This window comes from Kribbella voronezhensis (assembly GCF_004365175.1).
Taxonomy (GTDB): domain Bacteria; phylum Actinomycetota; class Actinomycetes; order Propionibacteriales; family Kribbellaceae; genus Kribbella; species Kribbella voronezhensis.
This window is the reverse complement of sequence record NZ_SOCE01000002.1, coordinates 1,107,180-1,123,097: the sequence shown is the minus strand read 5'-3', so window position 1 is coordinate 1,123,097 and position 15,918 is coordinate 1,107,180. Positions and strand designations below refer to the sequence as shown.

The window sequence follows — 15,918 nt, the reverse complement described above, 5'->3', positions numbered from 1 at the left end:
CCGATCAGAAGACTTTGAGCAGCCCGCTGAAGACCCCGAAGGCTCCGAGGGTCAGCGGTACCAGCGCTACGACGGCCAGTACCTGGATCTGGTCCAGCACCTGGCCGAGCCGGACCTGCACGTGGTCCTGTGGCGTCCAGCTCAGGCCGAAGGCACCGACCATCGCCACCACCACGAGTAGCCCGACTGCTACAAGTGTGCCACCCACCGACTTCTGCGACAGATCCTGGACCAACGCGGCGACGATCACTCCCGCGGCAGTGAACAACCCGAGCACCTCAGCGGCCAACGGGTACAGACGCGAGCGCGCGCACAGCAGCAGCGCCAGCAGAGCAGCGATGGACACTGTCCAGACCGACCCGTGCAGCGCGAGCACGATCCCAGCAGCGGCGGACCACAGCGCGATCGCCGTCGCGGAGAGCGCCAGACCCACGTGCGCGGCGTTCAGGGCCGACTCGACGTCCGGCCGGCCGATCTCGTTTCCACTCGATCGCCGGTCGTCCAGCGCGGTGAGCCCCGACATCGACAGCGCGAGACGCGGCAGTACGCCGAGGAGCAGCACCGCCACGACGGCCACCAGAGCGCTCAGCTTCTCGCTGGACACACCGGCCGCCACACCGACGATCCAGATCAACGCGAAGATCATCGCCGTACCGCCACCGACCAGGCCGCCACCGGCCAGCCCGGCCATTGCGAACAGCAGCGGCCCAAGCGCCAGCCCGAGGGCAACGATCCCGGCACGCATCGGCGTCGACCAGTCCTCCGAGCTGCCGAGCGACCAGGCGACGATCGCGAGCAGGATCGGGGTCACGATCAGCAAGGTGATCGCGGTCGTCCGCTGCCCGGCGCGGCCGAGCACTACTCCGCCGAGACCGGTGATGATCGCAACGACGAGCAGCACGAAGGCGGCCACGTCGCCGTCGACCGCCCGGGCCAGCGCGATCGCACCGGCGAGCAGCGCGAAGATCAGCGCGGCACCGGCGGCCCAGTGCCGATGCTTGCGCTGGAAGGTGGTGCCCCGCCGCTCGAGGTCGTCCACGGCCTCCTCGACCACGTCGTACACGGTCGGCGGGGGTGGCACCTCGCCCTCGGCGGCAAGCCGCAGTACGGAACCGTCGCCGATCTGCGCCGAACCCAGAGTGAGTTCGAGCGAGACCGTCTGGCCGGTCGGCGTGGTCAGGTACCGGCGCCGCGGCGACGGGTCGACCGGCTCGCCGAGCATCCGCAACAGGTCCGGCATCAACCGGCCCAGCGGCTCGTCCACCGGCAGGACGGCGTCCATCTGGCGTTGCCTGCCGATGATGGTCACCCGGCTGTAGACCGCAGCCACCTGTACACCTCTCTGATCGTCGTTGCAGCGTTCACTTAAGCAGTCGGCCGACTGATCGGCGTACCGGGCGGCAGCAGCCGGCCGAGCAGCGCGCTGTAAATGTTCCAGTCCAGCTGGTTCTTGCCGTCACCGATCGGGTACCACACCGCCGGCGACGCGGCCGGGCCGATCTTGACCGGCGTGATGTCGGCGACACCGGTCATGTCCAGTGCCTTGGCCATCCCGTCACCGCGCAGCGCATCGTTGCCGACAGCCATCGCCATCGGAACCGGTACGCCGACCCAGTGCGGCATCGCGTTCGTGTCAGTACCGCCGTGCGCACCCTGAGCGAAGAACGACACCAGCGTGAAACTGTTCGCCAGCCGCTCGCCGACTTTCTGGACGGCCTCGGGAGTCGGCAGGCCGTCCGGCGTCGCCACCGCGAGGTTGATGACCTCCTCGAGGCCGGCGGGCCGCCTGTGGATCTCCACCGCACCCATGGCGCTCAAACCGTCCTTGCCGCCGACAACCGACAGCCAGGTCGGCTTCGGCGCCCGGCGCCGGCAGTACGCCGTCAGCTGGCCCACGTTCCACGGCTGCGACACCGGCTCGGCGGTCCCCCACCCGGCCGGCTCGTCACCGGTCAGGTCCTTGAACAACTGCTCGGCCGCCTTGCCGACGACCGTCGTCTCGAGAGCCTGGTAGCGCACCCGCGCGGTGATCAGCAGCTGCGACGGCAGCTCGAGGTCGACCGCGACGAAGGTCGGGCTCATGTCGACCTTGTCCTGCTCACCGGCCGCGACGGCCTGGAACATCTGCCCGTCCCACTTGAGCTTCGAGCCGCCCAGTCCGTCGTACGCGCCCTCGCCGTTCGGCTCGGTCACCACCCAGCGCGAGTCCCGCCCGCTGAACAGCGTGGTCCGTACTGCGAACGTCAGCCGCGTCGTCGCGGGCGTGACCAGCTGGACGCCTAGTCCTGCCGCCTCGGCGGCCGCCAGCGCGTCCACCAGCCAGGCGGACATGCCGACCACCGGGCGGTCCTGCATGATCACGACGACCTTGTCGGTGTGCAGGTCGATCGCGGGGCTCAGCTCGACCGGGTTAGGCATTGTTGCCTCCAGCAACATCGGTGACGGCGGGTCCGGTCGGCGGGTCGAACGGCGGCGGAGCCGGCTTCCACACCTGGCCGCCGAGCCGCTTGACCAGCTCGGCGGCGTACCGGTCGGCCAGCTCGGGCCCACCGTTCTGCGGGTCGGCCCGGACCTCGGCCCACCACACCGGTGTCGGTACGCCGGCCAGCTCCGGCCCGAGCAGCCTCTCCACCTCGCCGGGCACCTGGATCAGGATCGGCGCCTCCAGTGAGGCCAGCGGCTCCCCTGCCGGGTTGCACAGCTGCAGTACCGCGCCGTCGGACACATCGCGCACCAGCCAGTCCGGCCCGGCGGCCATCATGCCCGCCAGCACGTCCTGGTACGACGGTCGCCCGTCGATCAGTGCCACCACGTCGTAGCTCACTGCTCTCCTCCGCCATCTGCGTCGTCGGTGGTCGGGGTTCCGTCGGCCAGGGCCGTCTGGATCAGCGACGGGCGCTCGCCACGTCGTACGAACAATCCACGGCCGGACGGGAAGTTCCCGGGTGTCGCACCGGTGAACAGTGCGCCCTCTGCCCTGTCACCGGACAGCACCAGTCCGGCGGTGCCGGACTCCGTCACGGTGGTCAGGAACGGTTCGTACAAGGCCCTGCTCGCGCCGGCCGCACGCCGGGCGATCAGGAAGTGCAGGTTGATGTCCCGGCCGGACGCGATGAACGTCAGGAAGGGATCCATCGGGGCCTGGCCACCAGTGGTCAGCAGGTCGTAGTCGTCGGCGACCACGATCACCCGAGGTCCTGCGACGGGCACCGGCGCGCCCTCGTTCGAGTCGTCCGGCAGCCGCTTCTCCAGCTCACCGGCGACGCCGGCGGCCAGCCCTGCGCCGACCCGGCCGCTGGTGGCATAGCCGCCGAGGTACGCGTCGGGCAGGAAGCCGCGCAGACCGCGCCGCGGATCCATCACCGCGAACACCAGCTCGTCGGAGCTGTACCGGTCGATCAGCTGCTGCATGATCAGCTTGAGCAGGTTGGTCTTGCCCGACTTGGTGTCGCCGAAGATCACCAGGTTGCCGTCGCGGTCGAACAGGTCCAGCAGGACCGGCGCCATCCGGGTCTCGTCCATCCCGATCGGCACGGTGACCGGCTCCTGCTGTGCGTTCGGCAGCGTCTTGCGCTCCAGTCGCAGCGGCAGCACGCGCACCTTGGGCGCGGTCGGTCCTTGCCAAGCCGAAGCCAGCGCCAACGCCTGGCCCTGCATCGCCTCGGTGAGGTCGTCGTCCTGCAGCAAGCTGTCGACCCTCGGCAAAGCGAGCTGCGCGAACAGCTTGGTGCGCGGCATGAGCACCCGGCCCGGGCCGGCGTTGCGCATCGTCTCCTGCAGCCGGCGTTCGATGTTGGAGTCGGACGGATCGTTGATCCGCAGCTCCATCACCGTGCCGAACAGGGCCTGCGAGGCCATCCGTACGTCGGTCCACCGGATCATCGTGGTGACGACATGGATGCCGTAGCTGCTGCCCCGGCCGAGCAGATCCGCGATCGGCTCCTCGAGGTCGTCGAAGGTCGTCTTGATGGCGCCGTAGTTGTCCAGCACCAGGACGACGTCGGCCACCGGCAGCTCCGGGACCGCGCCCGCGGCGTGCATCGAGCGAAGCCGTTCCATCGTGTCGATCCCGCGGTCGCGGAACACGATCTCGCGGTGGTCGAGCATGCCGCGGACCTCTTCGAGCGTCCGGCGGATCTTCTCCCGATCGGTCCGGATCGCCACGCCACCCACATGCGGCAGGTCGGCCAGCGGTTGCAGGCCACCACCGGCCAGGTCGATCGCGTAGATCGCGACCTCCTGCGGCGTGTAGCTGTGCGCCAGCGACGTCACCAGCGACCGCAAGAACGTGGTCTTGCCCGACTGCGGCCCACCGATCAAGGCGGCGTGCCCACCGGCCTGGGTGAGGTCGAGCCGCAGTACGCTCTGCGTCTGTTTGCGCGGGTCGTCGATGACACCGATCGCGGGAGACATCGGCGGAGCCGGTACGGCGAACTGCAGCCCGCGCGGGCCGATGTCCACCGGGCCGCCGACCTGGTCCAGCGTGCAGACCTTCGGCAGCGGCGGCAACCAGACCTGAGGCACCGGCGTCGCCGACGGCTTCACCTGGTCGACGAAGACCCCGAGCACCGTGGGACCGGTGGTCCGCTCGGTCGAGTCGTCCTCGTCCTCGTCCTTCTTGTCCTCAGCGGCCAACTGCGCGAGATCCGGCTGCTGGTACGGCGTCACGAGGTACGGGCGTACGGCGGGACCGTCTTGCTCCTTCTCCTGAGTCAGCGCGACCGCGCCCTTGTAGGGGCCGGAGACATACGCCGCGCGGAACCGCTGGTACACGGAGGTGTCGACCTTCAAGTACCCGAAGCCCGGCAGCGGCGGCAGATGGAACGCATCCGGGGTGTTCAGGACGGTCTGGCTCTCCTCCTCGGAGAACGTCCGCAGACCGAGCCGGTACGACAGGTAGGTCTCCAGTCCGCGCAGCTTGCCGCCCTCGACGCGCTGGCTCGCCAGCAGCAGGTGCACACCGATGGAGCGGCCGATCCGGCCGATGGAGAGGAACAGGTCGATGAAGTCCGGCCGCGCGGTGAGCAGTTCGCCGAACTCGTCGATCAGCACGAACAGGTGTGGGTACGCCGGCAGGGCTGGATTCTGCTTGCGCAGCAACCGGTAGTCGGTGATGTTGGCGACGTTGCCCGCGTCCTTCAGCATCTGCTGACGCCGCTGCACCTCACCGGCGAGGCTGGCGTACGCGCGCTCGGTCAGGCTCGGGTCGTCGACCAGGTTGGTGATGATGCCGGCCACGTGCGGTACGCCGTCGAACGGCGCGAAGGTGGCGCCACCCTTGTAGTCGATCAGCACCATCGCCAGGTCTTCCGGCGAGTGCGTCGCGAGCAGCCCCATCACGAGCGTTCGCAGTACTTCGGACTTGCCGGAACCGGTCGCGCCGATGCAGAGACCATGTGGGCCCATTCCCAGCTGGGCGGACTCCTTGAGGTCCAGCACGACCGGCTGACCGGCGCTGTCGAGACCGAGCGGCACCCGCAGGAACGCGCGCTCGTTGCGCGGGGTCCACATGCGGGCGAGGTCGACGTTGCCCGGGTCATCGATCTGCAGCAGGCTCATGAAGTCGACGGTCTTGAGCGAGGCGTCCTCTTCGAGCGACTCCGCCGACAACCGCAACGGCGCCAGCGCGCGAGCCAGCCCTTCGGCGGTGGCCAGCGGCGTGTCGTCCAGCTGCCCCTCGGCGGTCAGGTAACCGCCGCCGCGCAAGTCCTCGACCAGCACCTTGCCTTCCTGCACAGTGATCCGGATCGCGACGTTGCTGGGCTCCTGCATCCGGTCCGCGACCAGGTGCAGCACAGTGACACCCACGTCTCCGACCGACAGCGTCTCGTCGTTGGTCACCACCTCGGTGGCGACCTCGCCGTACGTGTCGTGCAGTACCAGCATCCGCTGGATCATCCGGCGGGCATCGCCGTTGCCGAGCGAGCCCCGCTTGGCCTCACTGGCCAGCTTCGCGCGCGACGCCACGTCCTCGCTGATCAGCCCGGCCAGCTCGTCCGGCTTCTGGGCGATCCGGCGGAACGGATGCGGGCCTTCACGGCGATCCGGGTCGCACGCATGCGGCAGCCAGCCGAGCCACTGCCACTGGTCCAGCGACGCCGGCGGGAAACACGCCGCCAGCTCCAGATCCTCCGGCGCATGGAAGACGGCCGCCTGCAGCAGCAGAGCCCGGGCAATCCGTACTACGCCGTCGCGGTCGCCGACGATGCTGACGTTGCCTGCCAGGTCGAGCGGGATCGTCAGCGGCATGTCCGGCATCAACGCGAACCGGCGGGCCAGTGCCTCGGCCTCGGCCATCATGAACGGGTCCGGCGGATCCATCATCGAACCGGACGCGGCCAGCGTCGCGGGCACGACCGGCATCCGCCCGGTCGCGCAACGGACCAGCAGGAAGTCGGGGTCGCTGCGCCGGCGCTCCCACAGCCGGGCCGGATCGCGGACGCAGTCCACCAGCGCGTCGGCCGGCGGGTTCAGCGCCAGCGCGGTCTTGCGGCTGGCGCGTTCCATCTTGCCGAACTCCTCGCGGAGCCGTTCCAGGTAGTCCAGGTACCGGTTGCGCTGCTCGCGACTCTCCTTGCCGGCCCGGCCGCGGGACGAGAACGCCATCCCGAACGTTCCGACCAGCGTGAGAAACAACACGCCGACGCCGATCACCGCCGACGTACCGGTCCGCATCGTGCTCATCATCCCGACCGAACCGAGCACACCGACCGCAGGCATCAAGGCCTGCATCGCGTTACCGCCGGCCTTGCCGCGCGCGCCGGGCGGCGGGGTCTCGATCACCCGCGGTTGCCCGGTGTCGATGCTCCTGGTGCTCCGCGCCGGGCGGTGCACAAGTCGGGTCGACACTTTCTCTCCTCAGCTGAGCCGCTCGGCCCCTCGACTGAACTGTGTGAACGCCTCAGATGGCATGCTGCACCCGGACTCTAGTAGAGGCGGAGCTCACTACCGATGACCGATACACCGTTCGACGGCCAGCCACCGTTCGACGGCAGGCAGGTGCTGGACCTGGTCGCCGATCTGCTACCGGTGCTGTTACCGGACGCCGAACTCGACCCCGCGGGCCCACTCGTCAAGCTGCGTTGGAGTCGCGGCGGATTGTCGTCCAGCGCCGAGGTCGGCCTGGTCGAGCTGATCGACCGATGCCGTGAGCAACCGAACCACCTATGGCCGCGCACCGTCGACGACTGGCTGCGCGCCGTCGTCGACGAGATCGGCATCGCCACCGACGAACACCTGTACGGCGAAGTCGCCGCCCGGCAACGGGTTACCCTGCGACCGCGCGGCTGGTCCGATCCCAGCGGCAGCGTGCTCGCCGGGCTCAGCGTTCCGTTCGGCCGGTACTTCGAGATCGTGTTCGGCATCCAGAGCGGTTCGGACTGGCAGCGGCTGACCCAGGTCCGCCAGGTGATGCACGGACTGCACCTGCCCGACCGGCCGTCCGGACTCGACATGACGCTGAACGGCCTGACCGGCTTGACGTTCCAGCCCGTCCCGGACGCGCCCTGGTCCGTGCTGCACCGGCCCGGTGACCAGACTGTCGGGATGGCCCTCGTCGACCACGACCGGCTGATGCCGCGAGCAGGCAACGGTCGCGGCACGCTACTCGCAGTACCGGCCACTGATCTGCTTGCGGCCTGTCCGGTCGACCGGCGCGAAGACATGCAGACCAGGGCGGACGAGTTCGCGCGCTGGGTCGCCAAGGCGTACGCCGACGCGGCGGACCCTTGTACAGCAGGGGTTTACTGGCTCGTCGGCGAACTGCTCGCCGAGCTGCCGGTCGACCTCGACCGCTCCCCCGCTGTCACCCTGCCGAAGCCGCTACGGACCCCGGCCTGGCGCCGCTGGCTGAACCGCTGACGGCTCAGTCGTCGTCCTCGTCGTCCTCGTCGTCGTCATCCTCGTCGTCCGGGTCCTCCGGGCGGCGGGTCGCGCCCGCTGCCTTCAGGGCCCGGGCCTCGGTCAGCGCGTCCTCGTACGACTGCCAGCCGGGGGACTCGTAGACCATCTCGTCGCTGACCAGGAACGTCTGGTTGGTGAAACCGTCCGCGGAGTTGAAGATCAGCCACTCCTCGTACGGCGTGACCTGGTACCCGGCGAACGTCTCCGCCGTCATCGCCGGCAGGCCGTCGGGCAGATCCTCGTTGTGGTACTCGGCCAGCCGCGCGTACGCACGGTCCAGCGTCTCCTGGTCGATGCCCTCAGGCATGGGGCGTCCTTTCTTCAATCACTGCGACGGTCACCGGGCGACCCAGTCCTGCCAGCGATCGGCGTGGGGCGCGTCCACCGAGGTGTCGGCCGGGAACTCGTACACGCCGCGGCCCGGCAAGTACGCCGCGACCAGCCGGTCCAGAGTGTGGCAGAGCAGCATCGGCACATCCGGGCGGCCCTCCACCAGCAGATCGAAGACCAGCCTGGCCTCGCGCTCCTGGGCCGGTCCGCGGCCACCCAGCCAGATGTCGATCTCGACCGGGTAGCCGTCGAACGCCTGCACGTCCTCGGGATCCGGGTCGACCTCGGAGTACGAGTTCGGACGCACCTCGAAGCCGAGCGTGCCGTCGACCGTCCGCGCCGGCCCGCGCAGCCCGAACTCGTCGTCGGCCGCGCCCGCCTGGTTCGGGATCGGCTCGAGTTCGAGCATCTCCTGCAGCAGCTTGGCTTCGTCCTCGACCGAGGCCGCGGTCTTCAGGAAGAGGATCTCCCGGTCGGCCATCAGCCCTCCTTCCGATAGGTGACGATGCGTCCGTCGCCGAGGATGATATGGACCTCCGCGGCGACCGCGCCCTTCGGCTGGCCGAGGGCCTTCTTGTACGCCCGCAGGACGTCCTCCTCGGTCAGCCCCGGGATGTTGCGGGCGTCGATCACGACCTCGCCGTTCGGTGGCACCTGGTGACTGGCGTCGTTGATGTTCCGCTTCACCGCGTTCACCGGGTTCGAACCCTGCTTCGGCGGGTCGAGCGTCTTGAACTCGGTGATCCGGCCCGCGTCACCCGGGTCCTTGCGAACCATGCACTCGGGGTTCTTCAACCCCTCGACCGTATGGTCCTCGAGCCGCCCGTCCAGCCGCCAGCCCTTCTCCTCGGCGAACTTGTCCGCGATCGCCCGCTCCTTGTCCTGGAACGCCCCGTCCGGATCGTGCACACCCGGCGCAAAGTCGTCCCCGAGCGGCTTGTGATGGAACCCCGGATCGAACCCGTCTCTCTTGCTCTCCCCGAACGACGGATCCCCCGGCTCCCAATCAGCCGACCCGAAACTGTCACCACCCGGCTGAGCGTCAGACGCCCCACCGAGCTTCCCATCCCGCCACGCCTCCCGCGGATCAACAGGCCGCTCCGGCGCCCGGTGGTCGACCCGATAGCTCTCCCGCGGATCAACAGGCCGCTCCGGGTTGAGCCGACTGTCAATCCGATTCGGGTCGTGCGGAGCCGGCGGACCGTCTGGGTGCAGGGCGTTCTCGATCCGGTTCGGATCATGCGGCGCAGGCGGACCATCCGGATGCAACGCATTCTCAATCCGATTCGGATCACGCGGCGCAGGCGGACCATCCGGATGCAACGCGTTCTCGATCCGATTCGGATCATGCGGAGCAGGCGGACCATTCGGATGCAGCGCATTCTCAATCCGGTTCGGATCGCGCGGCGCCGGCGGACCATCCGGATGCAACGCGTTCTCGATCCGGTTCGGGTCGTGCGGCGCAGGGTGCTGGGCGTCCATGGGATGGGCGTCCTTCGGCGGCGGCAGGTCGCGACGGGTCGACGGATCCGGTGCGCGATCGTGCGCACCTGGTACGTCCTGAGTCGGCTGGTGCTGCGGATGCGCAGGATCAGCATGCGGATGTGCCGGATCAGCCAACGGATGCGCAGGATCCGACCGCGGATGCGCAGGATCAGCATGCGGGTGAGCCGGATCAGCCAACGGATGCGCAGGATCCGAGTGCGGCGCGTGCGCCTCCGGCGTACCCGGACCACGCTCCGGATTCAGACGCCGACCGATCTCACCCTCACCCGGCACCTTCCCATCCCGATGCGGATGCGCCGCCTCCGGCGTACCCGGACCATGCTCCGGATTCAGACGCCGACCGATCTCACCCTCACCCGGCACCTTCCCATCCTGATGCGGATGCGGTGCGGGGGCGTCCGGTGTATGCGGCGCCGGCGGGACGTGCTGCGTCGGGTGCGGTGCAGTCGGCGCCTCCGGGACCTGCTGCGTCGGCTGATGCGGTGCATGCTGCTGCGGCGCGGGGTTGTGCGGTCCCGGCTGGTACGGATTGTTCGGCACCGGCTCGTGCGGAGCTGGCGGGTTGTACGGACCCGGCTCGTGAGGTGCCGGTGGGTTGTGCGGTCCCGGCTGGTACGGGTTGTTCGGCACCGGCTCGTGCGGAGCCGGCGGGTTGTACGGACCCGGCTCGTGAGGAGCCGGTGGGTTGTGCGGACCCGGCTGGTACGGGTTGTTCGGCACCGGCTCGTGCGGAGCCGGCGGGTTGTACGGACCCGGCTCGTGCGGAGCCGGCGGGTTGTACGGACCCGGCTCGTGAGGAGCCGGTGGGTTATGCGGACCCGGCTGGTACGGGTTGTTCGGCACCGGCTCGTGCGGAGCCGGCGGGTTGTACGGACCCGGCTCGTGAGGAGCCGGTGGGTTATGCGGACCCGGCTGGTACGGATTGTTCGGCACCGGCTCGTGCGGAGCTGGCGGGTTGTACGGACCCGGCTCGTGAGGTGCCGGTGGGTTGTGCGGGCCCGGCTGGTACGGGTTGTTCGGGACCGGGTGTTGCGGGGTCGGGTTGTGGGGGCCCGGCTGGTAGGGGTTGTTCGGGACCGGGTGCTGGGGGGCCGGCGGGCTGTAGGGGCCGGGCTGGTACGGGTTGTGCTGGACCGGCTGGTGTGGGGCCGGCGGGTTGTAGGGCCCTGGCTGGTGGGGGGCCGGCGGGTGGGTTGGCATGGGCGGCGGGGTGGCGTTGACCGGGTGGCCGGGGGCTGCCGGGGACGTCCACGTGCCGCCGGGCTCGCGGGTCATCACCTCGAGCTCGTCGAAGGTCGCCTTGCCGTTGCCGTACTTCGGCGGCCACGGGCCGGTGTGCCCGCTCTGCGCGTCGGCCCAGCGGACCCGGCCCTTCTGGTCGACGAAGGCGTTGAACCAATGCCCACTACCCGGCGGAATCGTGCCGTCCGGCAGCGGACCCTTGTGCCAGGCGCCGCCGACGATCGCGACCGTGCCCGGCGGCTTGCCCTTCAGGCTGTCCTCGATCGCCTTCAGCGCACCGTCGGTGTACTCCCGGGAGTTCTTTGCCCCCGGCACCTTGATCGACTCCGGCCGGATGCCGGTGTTCTCGTACATCTCCCGGCGTTCGCCCGGCGGGATCTTGAAGTCACCATTGGCCAACCGCGGCTCGCGACCCTGCAGCGTGTCGGCGAACGCACGGCTGGAGTCACCGCAGTTGTTGCGGAACGCCGGGTGCTTGGTCTTGAAGAACGGGTTCGCCGACTTGATCCACTTCTTGACGTTGCTGACCGGCGGATCGCCGACCGCCCGCTGGTGCCGGTTGGTGAGCGAACCGTCGTCGTCCCTGGTGTGGTACCGGTTCGGCTCCAGCTCGTGCCGAGGCTGCCCGGGCGCGCCCGACGGACCCTGCGGCGGGTGATGCGGCATCGGCGGGTGCTGCGGCGCGTTCGGCTGGTGCGGGGCGTTCGGGTGGTGCGGCGCATTTGGTTGATGCGGCGCGTTGGGTTGATGCGGCGCGTTTGGCTGGTGCGGAGCGTTCGGCTGGTGCGGCGCGTTGGGTTGATGCGGGGCGTTCGGCTGGTGCGGTGTGGTGCCGCGGGGCTGGTCGGCGCCGGTGTGGGGCTCGTTCGGCGTACGGTCCGGGCCGTGGCCGCCGGGCGAGTGGGTGCTCGGCGTGTGGCCCGGGGTGTGAACGCCCGGCATCATCGGGGGCGCCATCGGAGGCGTGTCGGCGCCGCGTGGCGTCGTCGGTGCGTCCGAGGCGTGCGTCATCGTGTCGGGATCGCGCGGGGTGCGCGGGTTGTCCGGGTTCAGGCGGTCGCCGATCCGGTTCGGGTCGTGCGGAGCCGGCGGGCCGTCCGGGTGCAGGCGTGAGTCGATGGTGCCGGGCTCGTGCGGACGCCCGGGGCCGTCCGGGTTCAGGCGGTCGCCGATCCGGTTCGGGTTGTGCGGGGCCGGCGGACCGTCCGGGTGCAGCCGCGATTCCACGTGCCCAGGCTGGTGCCCGGACGGATCGTGATGAGCCGCCGGCTGGTCCGGCGTATGCGTCGTGGGCCGATCGGGCGTGTGCGTCGTCGGGCTGTCCGGCGAATGCGTGGTCGGACTGTCCGGCGTGTGCGTGCTCGGGTGATCCGGCGTGTGCGTCGTCGGGCTATCCGGCGAATGCGTGGCCGGCCTGTCCGGGGTGTGGGTTCCGGGGGTGGTCTGGCCGTCGGCGTGGGTTGGGGTGGCTGGGTCGTGCGGTTGGGTGGGGCCGTCCGAACCGCCATGCGTGGCAGGGGAATCCGAATGCGTGGTAGGCGCATCGGCGTGGGACGCCGGGGCGTCCGGGTTCGGTGCGTCCGAGTGTGCTGCCGGGCTGTCCGAGTGGGCGGCCGGGGCGTCCGGGTGCGACGTCGGCGCGTCCGAGTGGGCAGCCGGGGCATCTGGATGCGATGTCGGGGCATCCGAGTGCGGCGCAGGCGTGTCCGAGTGCGAAGCAGGTGTGTCCGAGTGGGAGGCAGGGGTGGAGTCGCCCGGTGAGGACGGCGTGTGGTCGCCGCTGCTGGTGCTCGGGTGGCTTGGTGGGGGCGGAGCGTCCGAGTGGCCGGCGCTCGTCGTACTGGGGCTGCTGTCGGAGTGGTACGACGGAGTGTGGTCGCCGCCGCCCACGGAGACCGGCGTGTGGGACGGTACGTGCGGGGCGTCGACGCCGACGTGGGCGCTGGGCAGGTCAATGCCCTTGCCGGCCTTCGAGAGGTCGAGGCCGCCGAGCTTGGCGAGACCGCCGAGCGTCGGCGAGTCGGCGACCTTGAGCGCCAGCGCGCTGACCTTCGGCAGTTTCAGCGCGAGGTCGAGTGCAGCCTGACCAGGGCGGATCACCTTGCCGGTCACGTTCACGGCGATTTCGGCGCCCTTGGCAACCTTCGCCGCCACCGCGCCGTACTTGCCGGCCATCGCCGTGGCGCGCACTGCACCACCGGCACCACCGGTGCCGACCGTGGTGATCACGTTGAAGCCGACCTGGCCGAGCGCGCGGCCCGGGTCCTCGCCCCACATGTCCCAGGCGACCATGCCCTTGAGCACGGTCAGGCCGACGTTGTCCAGATAGGCCGCGGTCTCCGGGAACGCCAGGTGCATGAAGACAGCCGCTCCCGGGATCGAGTACATCGCCGCGGAAGCGAGCGTCAGACCGACGCCCTTCCAAGCCTCGCCGCACTTGTTCCAGTCCGGCAGCTGGTGCCCGAAGATGCTCTTCACACCCATGGAGTTCAGCAGCGGCTGGATCGGGATCAGCGTGGTCAGCGCGTCCAGGGTGCCGAGAATTCCGTCGACGAAGATGCCCTTCAGGACGCCACCGGCGAAGTCGAGCGCGTCCTCGTACCACGGCGCGTCGTACTCCAGCGGCTTGCCCCACGGCGGCTCTTTGTCCTCGTCGGCCGGCGGCGGCTCGGGGTCGCCGTCGCGGTGACCGCTCTTCTCGTCCCACTTGCGCCCGCCGTACAGGGCCGCGATCTTGTTCGCGCAGCGGTTCTCGGCCTCGCTGATGGCCTGCATCGAGTCCGAGATGTCCTTGTGGAGCTGGTTCTCTTCCTTGACCCAGTCCTCATTGTCGTCGATCTCGTCCTCGGGCGTGTTGCCGACCTTGCGCTTCCACGCCTCGGCCCGGCCCTTCACGCCGTTCAGCTTGGTGACGTTGTCCCTGACCTCGTCGACGAACTTGCGCAGCGCGTCGGCGACCAGGCTGAGCTTCGGACCGAAGTCCTCGCCCTCCTTCTTCACCGGCAGCATCGCGTTGAGCAGCAACGCCTTCTCGGGGCCGTCGACGTAGTGCTTGTCCATCCCGTTGCGGAACTTCGACTCCAGGTCCTGGGCGATGGAGACGATGTTGTTGCCCGTCTTCACCAGGTTGTCGGCCGCGGTGATGACGCCCTGCAGATCGCCCTCGAACTTCGGGATACCTTCGACCTTGATCATTGACTGGTCTCCCGTCTCAGACCGCGTGCGGCGGCGGCTTGGGCTGCGAGGCCTTGGCTTCCGCCTCGTACGCAGCGGCGGCGGAGTTGATGATCGCCTTCGGGTCGACGTTCTCGGCGAGCTGGATGCCGCGCTGGGCGGCCAGCGCCATCTCCGTCTGCCCGTTCTCGAGCGCGGTGACGGCGTTCGCCGTGCCCTGCAGGACGTCGCTGGTGCGTTTGACCATGCCCGGCAGCGAGTTCTTCCACTTGTCGGCGAACTCGCTGATCGCCTGACCGATCACACCACCCTTGCCGTTCATCGAGGACTTGGTGGCGGCATCCTGCAGCGCTTGCCCCAGCGTCGTCCCAATGCCCTCGAAGTCGCCCGCGCGGGTCTGAACCTTTGTCAGAGCATCCATCGCGGCAGCACCTTCGATGCTCCACTTGACCATTCTCGACCTCTCCGACGCCCGCGACGACCGGGCTCAACGATGTGTAGCTGGACAGCAGGGAGCAGGACCAGCGCGCGCCTGGCGCGCTGGCCGTCCGATCCCGGAAACCGCGGCGGATCAGCCGCCCGTCATACCGCGTACCGCGGTGGATGCCGCGCTGTGCGCGGTCTCGCCGATGCCGTCGAACTGCTTCAGCGTCTCGGCCAGCGACTTGATGATGCCCTGTACTTCGGACGCCGCGGCGTTGAACTTCGCCTCGACCGCGTCGTAGTCGTCCATCACCTTGGTCATGCTGGCGTCGGCGCGCATCGCCTTCACGTTCGCCTTGTGCTGCGACAGCAGCGACTCGATCTGGCCGGACAGGCTCTTGATCTTGGTCTGGGTCTCACCGCTGGCGGTGCTGTCGAACCCGGTACGACCTGACATATCAGCTACTCCCCGTCTCAGCGATTGCCGAACTTGGCGGCGTCGAAGTTCGCCGCGCCTTCTGACTTCTTGGCGGCCTGGGTCATGTCGGTCTCCGCCGTACGCACCGCCTTGTCCATCCCCTGCTGGCCCTGGGCGATCGCGGACATCCCGGCGTTCAGGTCCGCGGCGATCTTGTCGACCCGGCCCTTGAAGGCCATGAACGCGTCGTGGCCACCGCCTTGGAGCTTGCCCTCCAGCGGCTCGGCGGCCGCGGCGAGCTGCTTGACCAGACCGCCGAGGTCCTGCGTGCCGGTCCCCGTCTTCTTGGCCAGAGTGCTCAGGGTGTCTTTACCCATGTCCCAACGTGTGCCCACAGCTGTCCCTTCGAAGATTTCGTTGCCTGCTCTCGACATTCCCCACGATAGACGTGGCCGGGGTCGCTCCCGGTTCCCTCCGAAACGGGTCAGGAGGTCTTGGAGACAGGCGCCTTGGGTGTTTCGGCCGGACGACCGGACGGGGTACCACTGGGCAGTGGCGTGACCGGGCCGGAGACCGTCGCACTGGGTGCGACCGGACCGCCAGGACCCTTGCCCCGCTGGCTTTGGATGAAGGAGTAGCCGACGCAACCGGCGCACACGACCGCGGCGATCGCGGCGCTGGCGAACAGCTTCGTCACGCCTTCGTCCAGGGTGTTGCGCGATCGCGCGGAGCCGAACAGCCAGGCTTCCCGCAGCCGTCGACGGCGAACCGCCACCGACTCGATCAGCTGGGTGTCGTACTGGCGCGCCACAGGCATCCCCTCGGTCCGGAACGAACAACGCGCCTAATCTAAACGGTGGGAGGTTCGCCCCGACCCACCCCCACCGCGATCAGTCCGTACCACGAACCTCACGGGATGAGTC

Annotated in this window: 12 protein-coding genes; 1 reads left to right on the top strand and 11 read right to left on the bottom strand. The window is 69.4% G+C overall.

Features of this window, described 5'->3' with window-relative positions:
• Window positions 1–4: 4 nt before the first annotated feature.
• Genes eccD through eccCa form a run of 4 tightly spaced genes read right to left on the bottom strand, consistent with a single transcriptional unit; the run spans window position 5 to window position 6,849 of the window.
• Window positions 5–1,330 (bottom strand): type VII secretion integral membrane protein EccD, encoded by a 1,326-nt coding sequence (gene eccD, locus EV138_RS32420; protein WP_133983673.1) that lies wholly within the window; start codon window positions 1,328–1,330, stop codon window positions 5–7.
• A gap of 35 nt (window positions 1,331–1,365) precedes the next feature.
• Window positions 1,366–2,418: a DUF6177 family protein gene (locus EV138_RS32415; protein ID WP_133983672.1), complete on the bottom strand. Its 1,053-nt coding sequence runs from the start codon at window positions 2,416–2,418 to the stop codon at window positions 1,366–1,368.
• A complete protein-coding gene (locus EV138_RS32410; protein WP_133983671.1) occupies window positions 2,411–2,824 on the bottom strand; it encodes a hypothetical protein in 414 nt (137 codons plus the stop codon). Before EV138_RS32410 ends, EV138_RS32415 begins: the two co-directional genes overlap by 8 nt.
• Window positions 2,821–6,849 carry a type VII secretion protein EccCa gene (gene eccCa / locus EV138_RS32405; protein WP_133983670.1) on the bottom strand — a complete coding sequence of 1,343 codons (4,029 nt, stop codon included), beginning with the start codon at window positions 6,847–6,849 and terminating at the stop codon, window positions 2,821–2,823. The genes EV138_RS32410 and eccCa overlap by 4 nt, the downstream gene beginning before the upstream one ends.
• A gap of 102 nt (window positions 6,850–6,951) precedes the next feature.
• Between eccCa and EV138_RS32400 the strand changes: the two genes are divergently transcribed.
• Window positions 6,952–7,860, top strand: a complete 909-nt coding sequence (locus EV138_RS32400) for a hypothetical protein (RefSeq protein WP_133983669.1) — start codon at window positions 6,952–6,954, stop codon at window positions 7,858–7,860.
• Between the two features lie 4 nt (window positions 7,861–7,864).
• Here EV138_RS32400 and EV138_RS32395 read toward each other — a convergent pair whose 3' ends face one another.
• From EV138_RS32395 to EV138_RS32365, 7 genes are all read right to left on the bottom strand, one after another.
• Complete coding sequence (locus EV138_RS32395) at window positions 7,865–8,209, bottom strand: hypothetical protein (protein ID WP_133983668.1); 345 nt, start codon at window positions 8,207–8,209, stop codon at window positions 7,865–7,867.
• A gap of 30 nt (window positions 8,210–8,239) precedes the next feature.
• Complete coding sequence (locus EV138_RS32390) at window positions 8,240–8,713, bottom strand: hypothetical protein (protein WP_133983667.1); 474 nt, start codon at window positions 8,711–8,713, stop codon at window positions 8,240–8,242.
• Window positions 8,713–14,175 carry a toxin glutamine deamidase domain-containing protein gene (locus EV138_RS38535; protein WP_133983666.1) on the bottom strand — a complete coding sequence of 1,821 codons (5,463 nt, stop codon included), beginning with the start codon at window positions 14,173–14,175 and terminating at the stop codon, window positions 8,713–8,715. The genes EV138_RS32390 and EV138_RS38535 overlap by 1 nt, the downstream gene beginning before the upstream one ends.
• A gap of 16 nt (window positions 14,176–14,191) precedes the next feature.
• A complete protein-coding gene (locus EV138_RS32380) occupies window positions 14,192–14,608 on the bottom strand; it encodes a DUF6507 family protein (protein ID WP_255513775.1) in 417 nt (138 codons plus the stop codon).
• Window positions 14,609–14,725: 117 nt separating this feature from the next.
• On the bottom strand, window positions 14,726–15,034 hold the full coding sequence (locus EV138_RS32375; protein WP_133983664.1) for a hypothetical protein: 309 nt from the start codon (window positions 15,032–15,034) through the stop codon (window positions 14,726–14,728).
• Window positions 15,035–15,051: 17 nt separating this feature from the next.
• The gene (locus EV138_RS32370; protein ID WP_112238962.1) at window positions 15,052–15,372 is read right to left on the bottom strand and encodes a hypothetical protein; all 321 of its coding nucleotides are present in this window, start codon (window positions 15,370–15,372) and stop codon (window positions 15,052–15,054) included.
• 107 nt (window positions 15,373–15,479) lie between these two features.
• Entirely contained in the window at window positions 15,480–15,812 is a 333-nt protein-coding gene (locus tag EV138_RS32365) for a hypothetical protein (RefSeq protein WP_238158528.1), read from the bottom strand.
• Window positions 15,813–15,918 lie beyond the last annotated feature (106 nt).

Bases quoted from the DNA above. Each gene is read 5' to 3' on its own strand.
- EV138_RS32375 (WP_133983664.1), bottom strand. From the start codon at position 15,034: ATGTCAGGTCGTACCGGGTTCGACAGCACCGCCAGCGGTGAGACCCAG.
- EV138_RS32400 (WP_133983669.1), top strand. From the start codon at position 6,952: ATGACCGATACACCGTTCGACGGCCAGCCACCGTTCGACGGCAGGCAG.
- EV138_RS32395 (WP_133983668.1), bottom strand. From the start codon at position 8,209: ATGCCTGAGGGCATCGACCAGGAGACGCTGGACCGTGCGTACGCGCGG.
- EV138_RS32365 (WP_238158528.1), bottom strand. From the start codon at position 15,812: ATGCCTGTGGCGCGCCAGTACGACACCCAGCTGATCGAGTCGGTGGCG.
- EV138_RS32380 (WP_255513775.1), bottom strand. From the start codon at position 14,608: ATGGTCAAGTGGAGCATCGAAGGTGCTGCCGCGATGGATGCTCTGACA.
- EV138_RS32390 (WP_133983667.1), bottom strand. From the start codon at position 8,713: ATGGCCGACCGGGAGATCCTCTTCCTGAAGACCGCGGCCTCGGTCGAG.
- EV138_RS38535 (WP_133983666.1), bottom strand. From the start codon at position 14,175: ATGATCAAGGTCGAAGGTATCCCGAAGTTCGAGGGCGATCTGCAGGGC.
- EV138_RS32415 (WP_133983672.1), bottom strand. From the start codon at position 2,418: ATGCCTAACCCGGTCGAGCTGAGCCCCGCGATCGACCTGCACACCGAC.
- EV138_RS32370 (WP_112238962.1), bottom strand. From the start codon at position 15,372: ATGGGTAAAGACACCCTGAGCACTCTGGCCAAGAAGACGGGGACCGGC.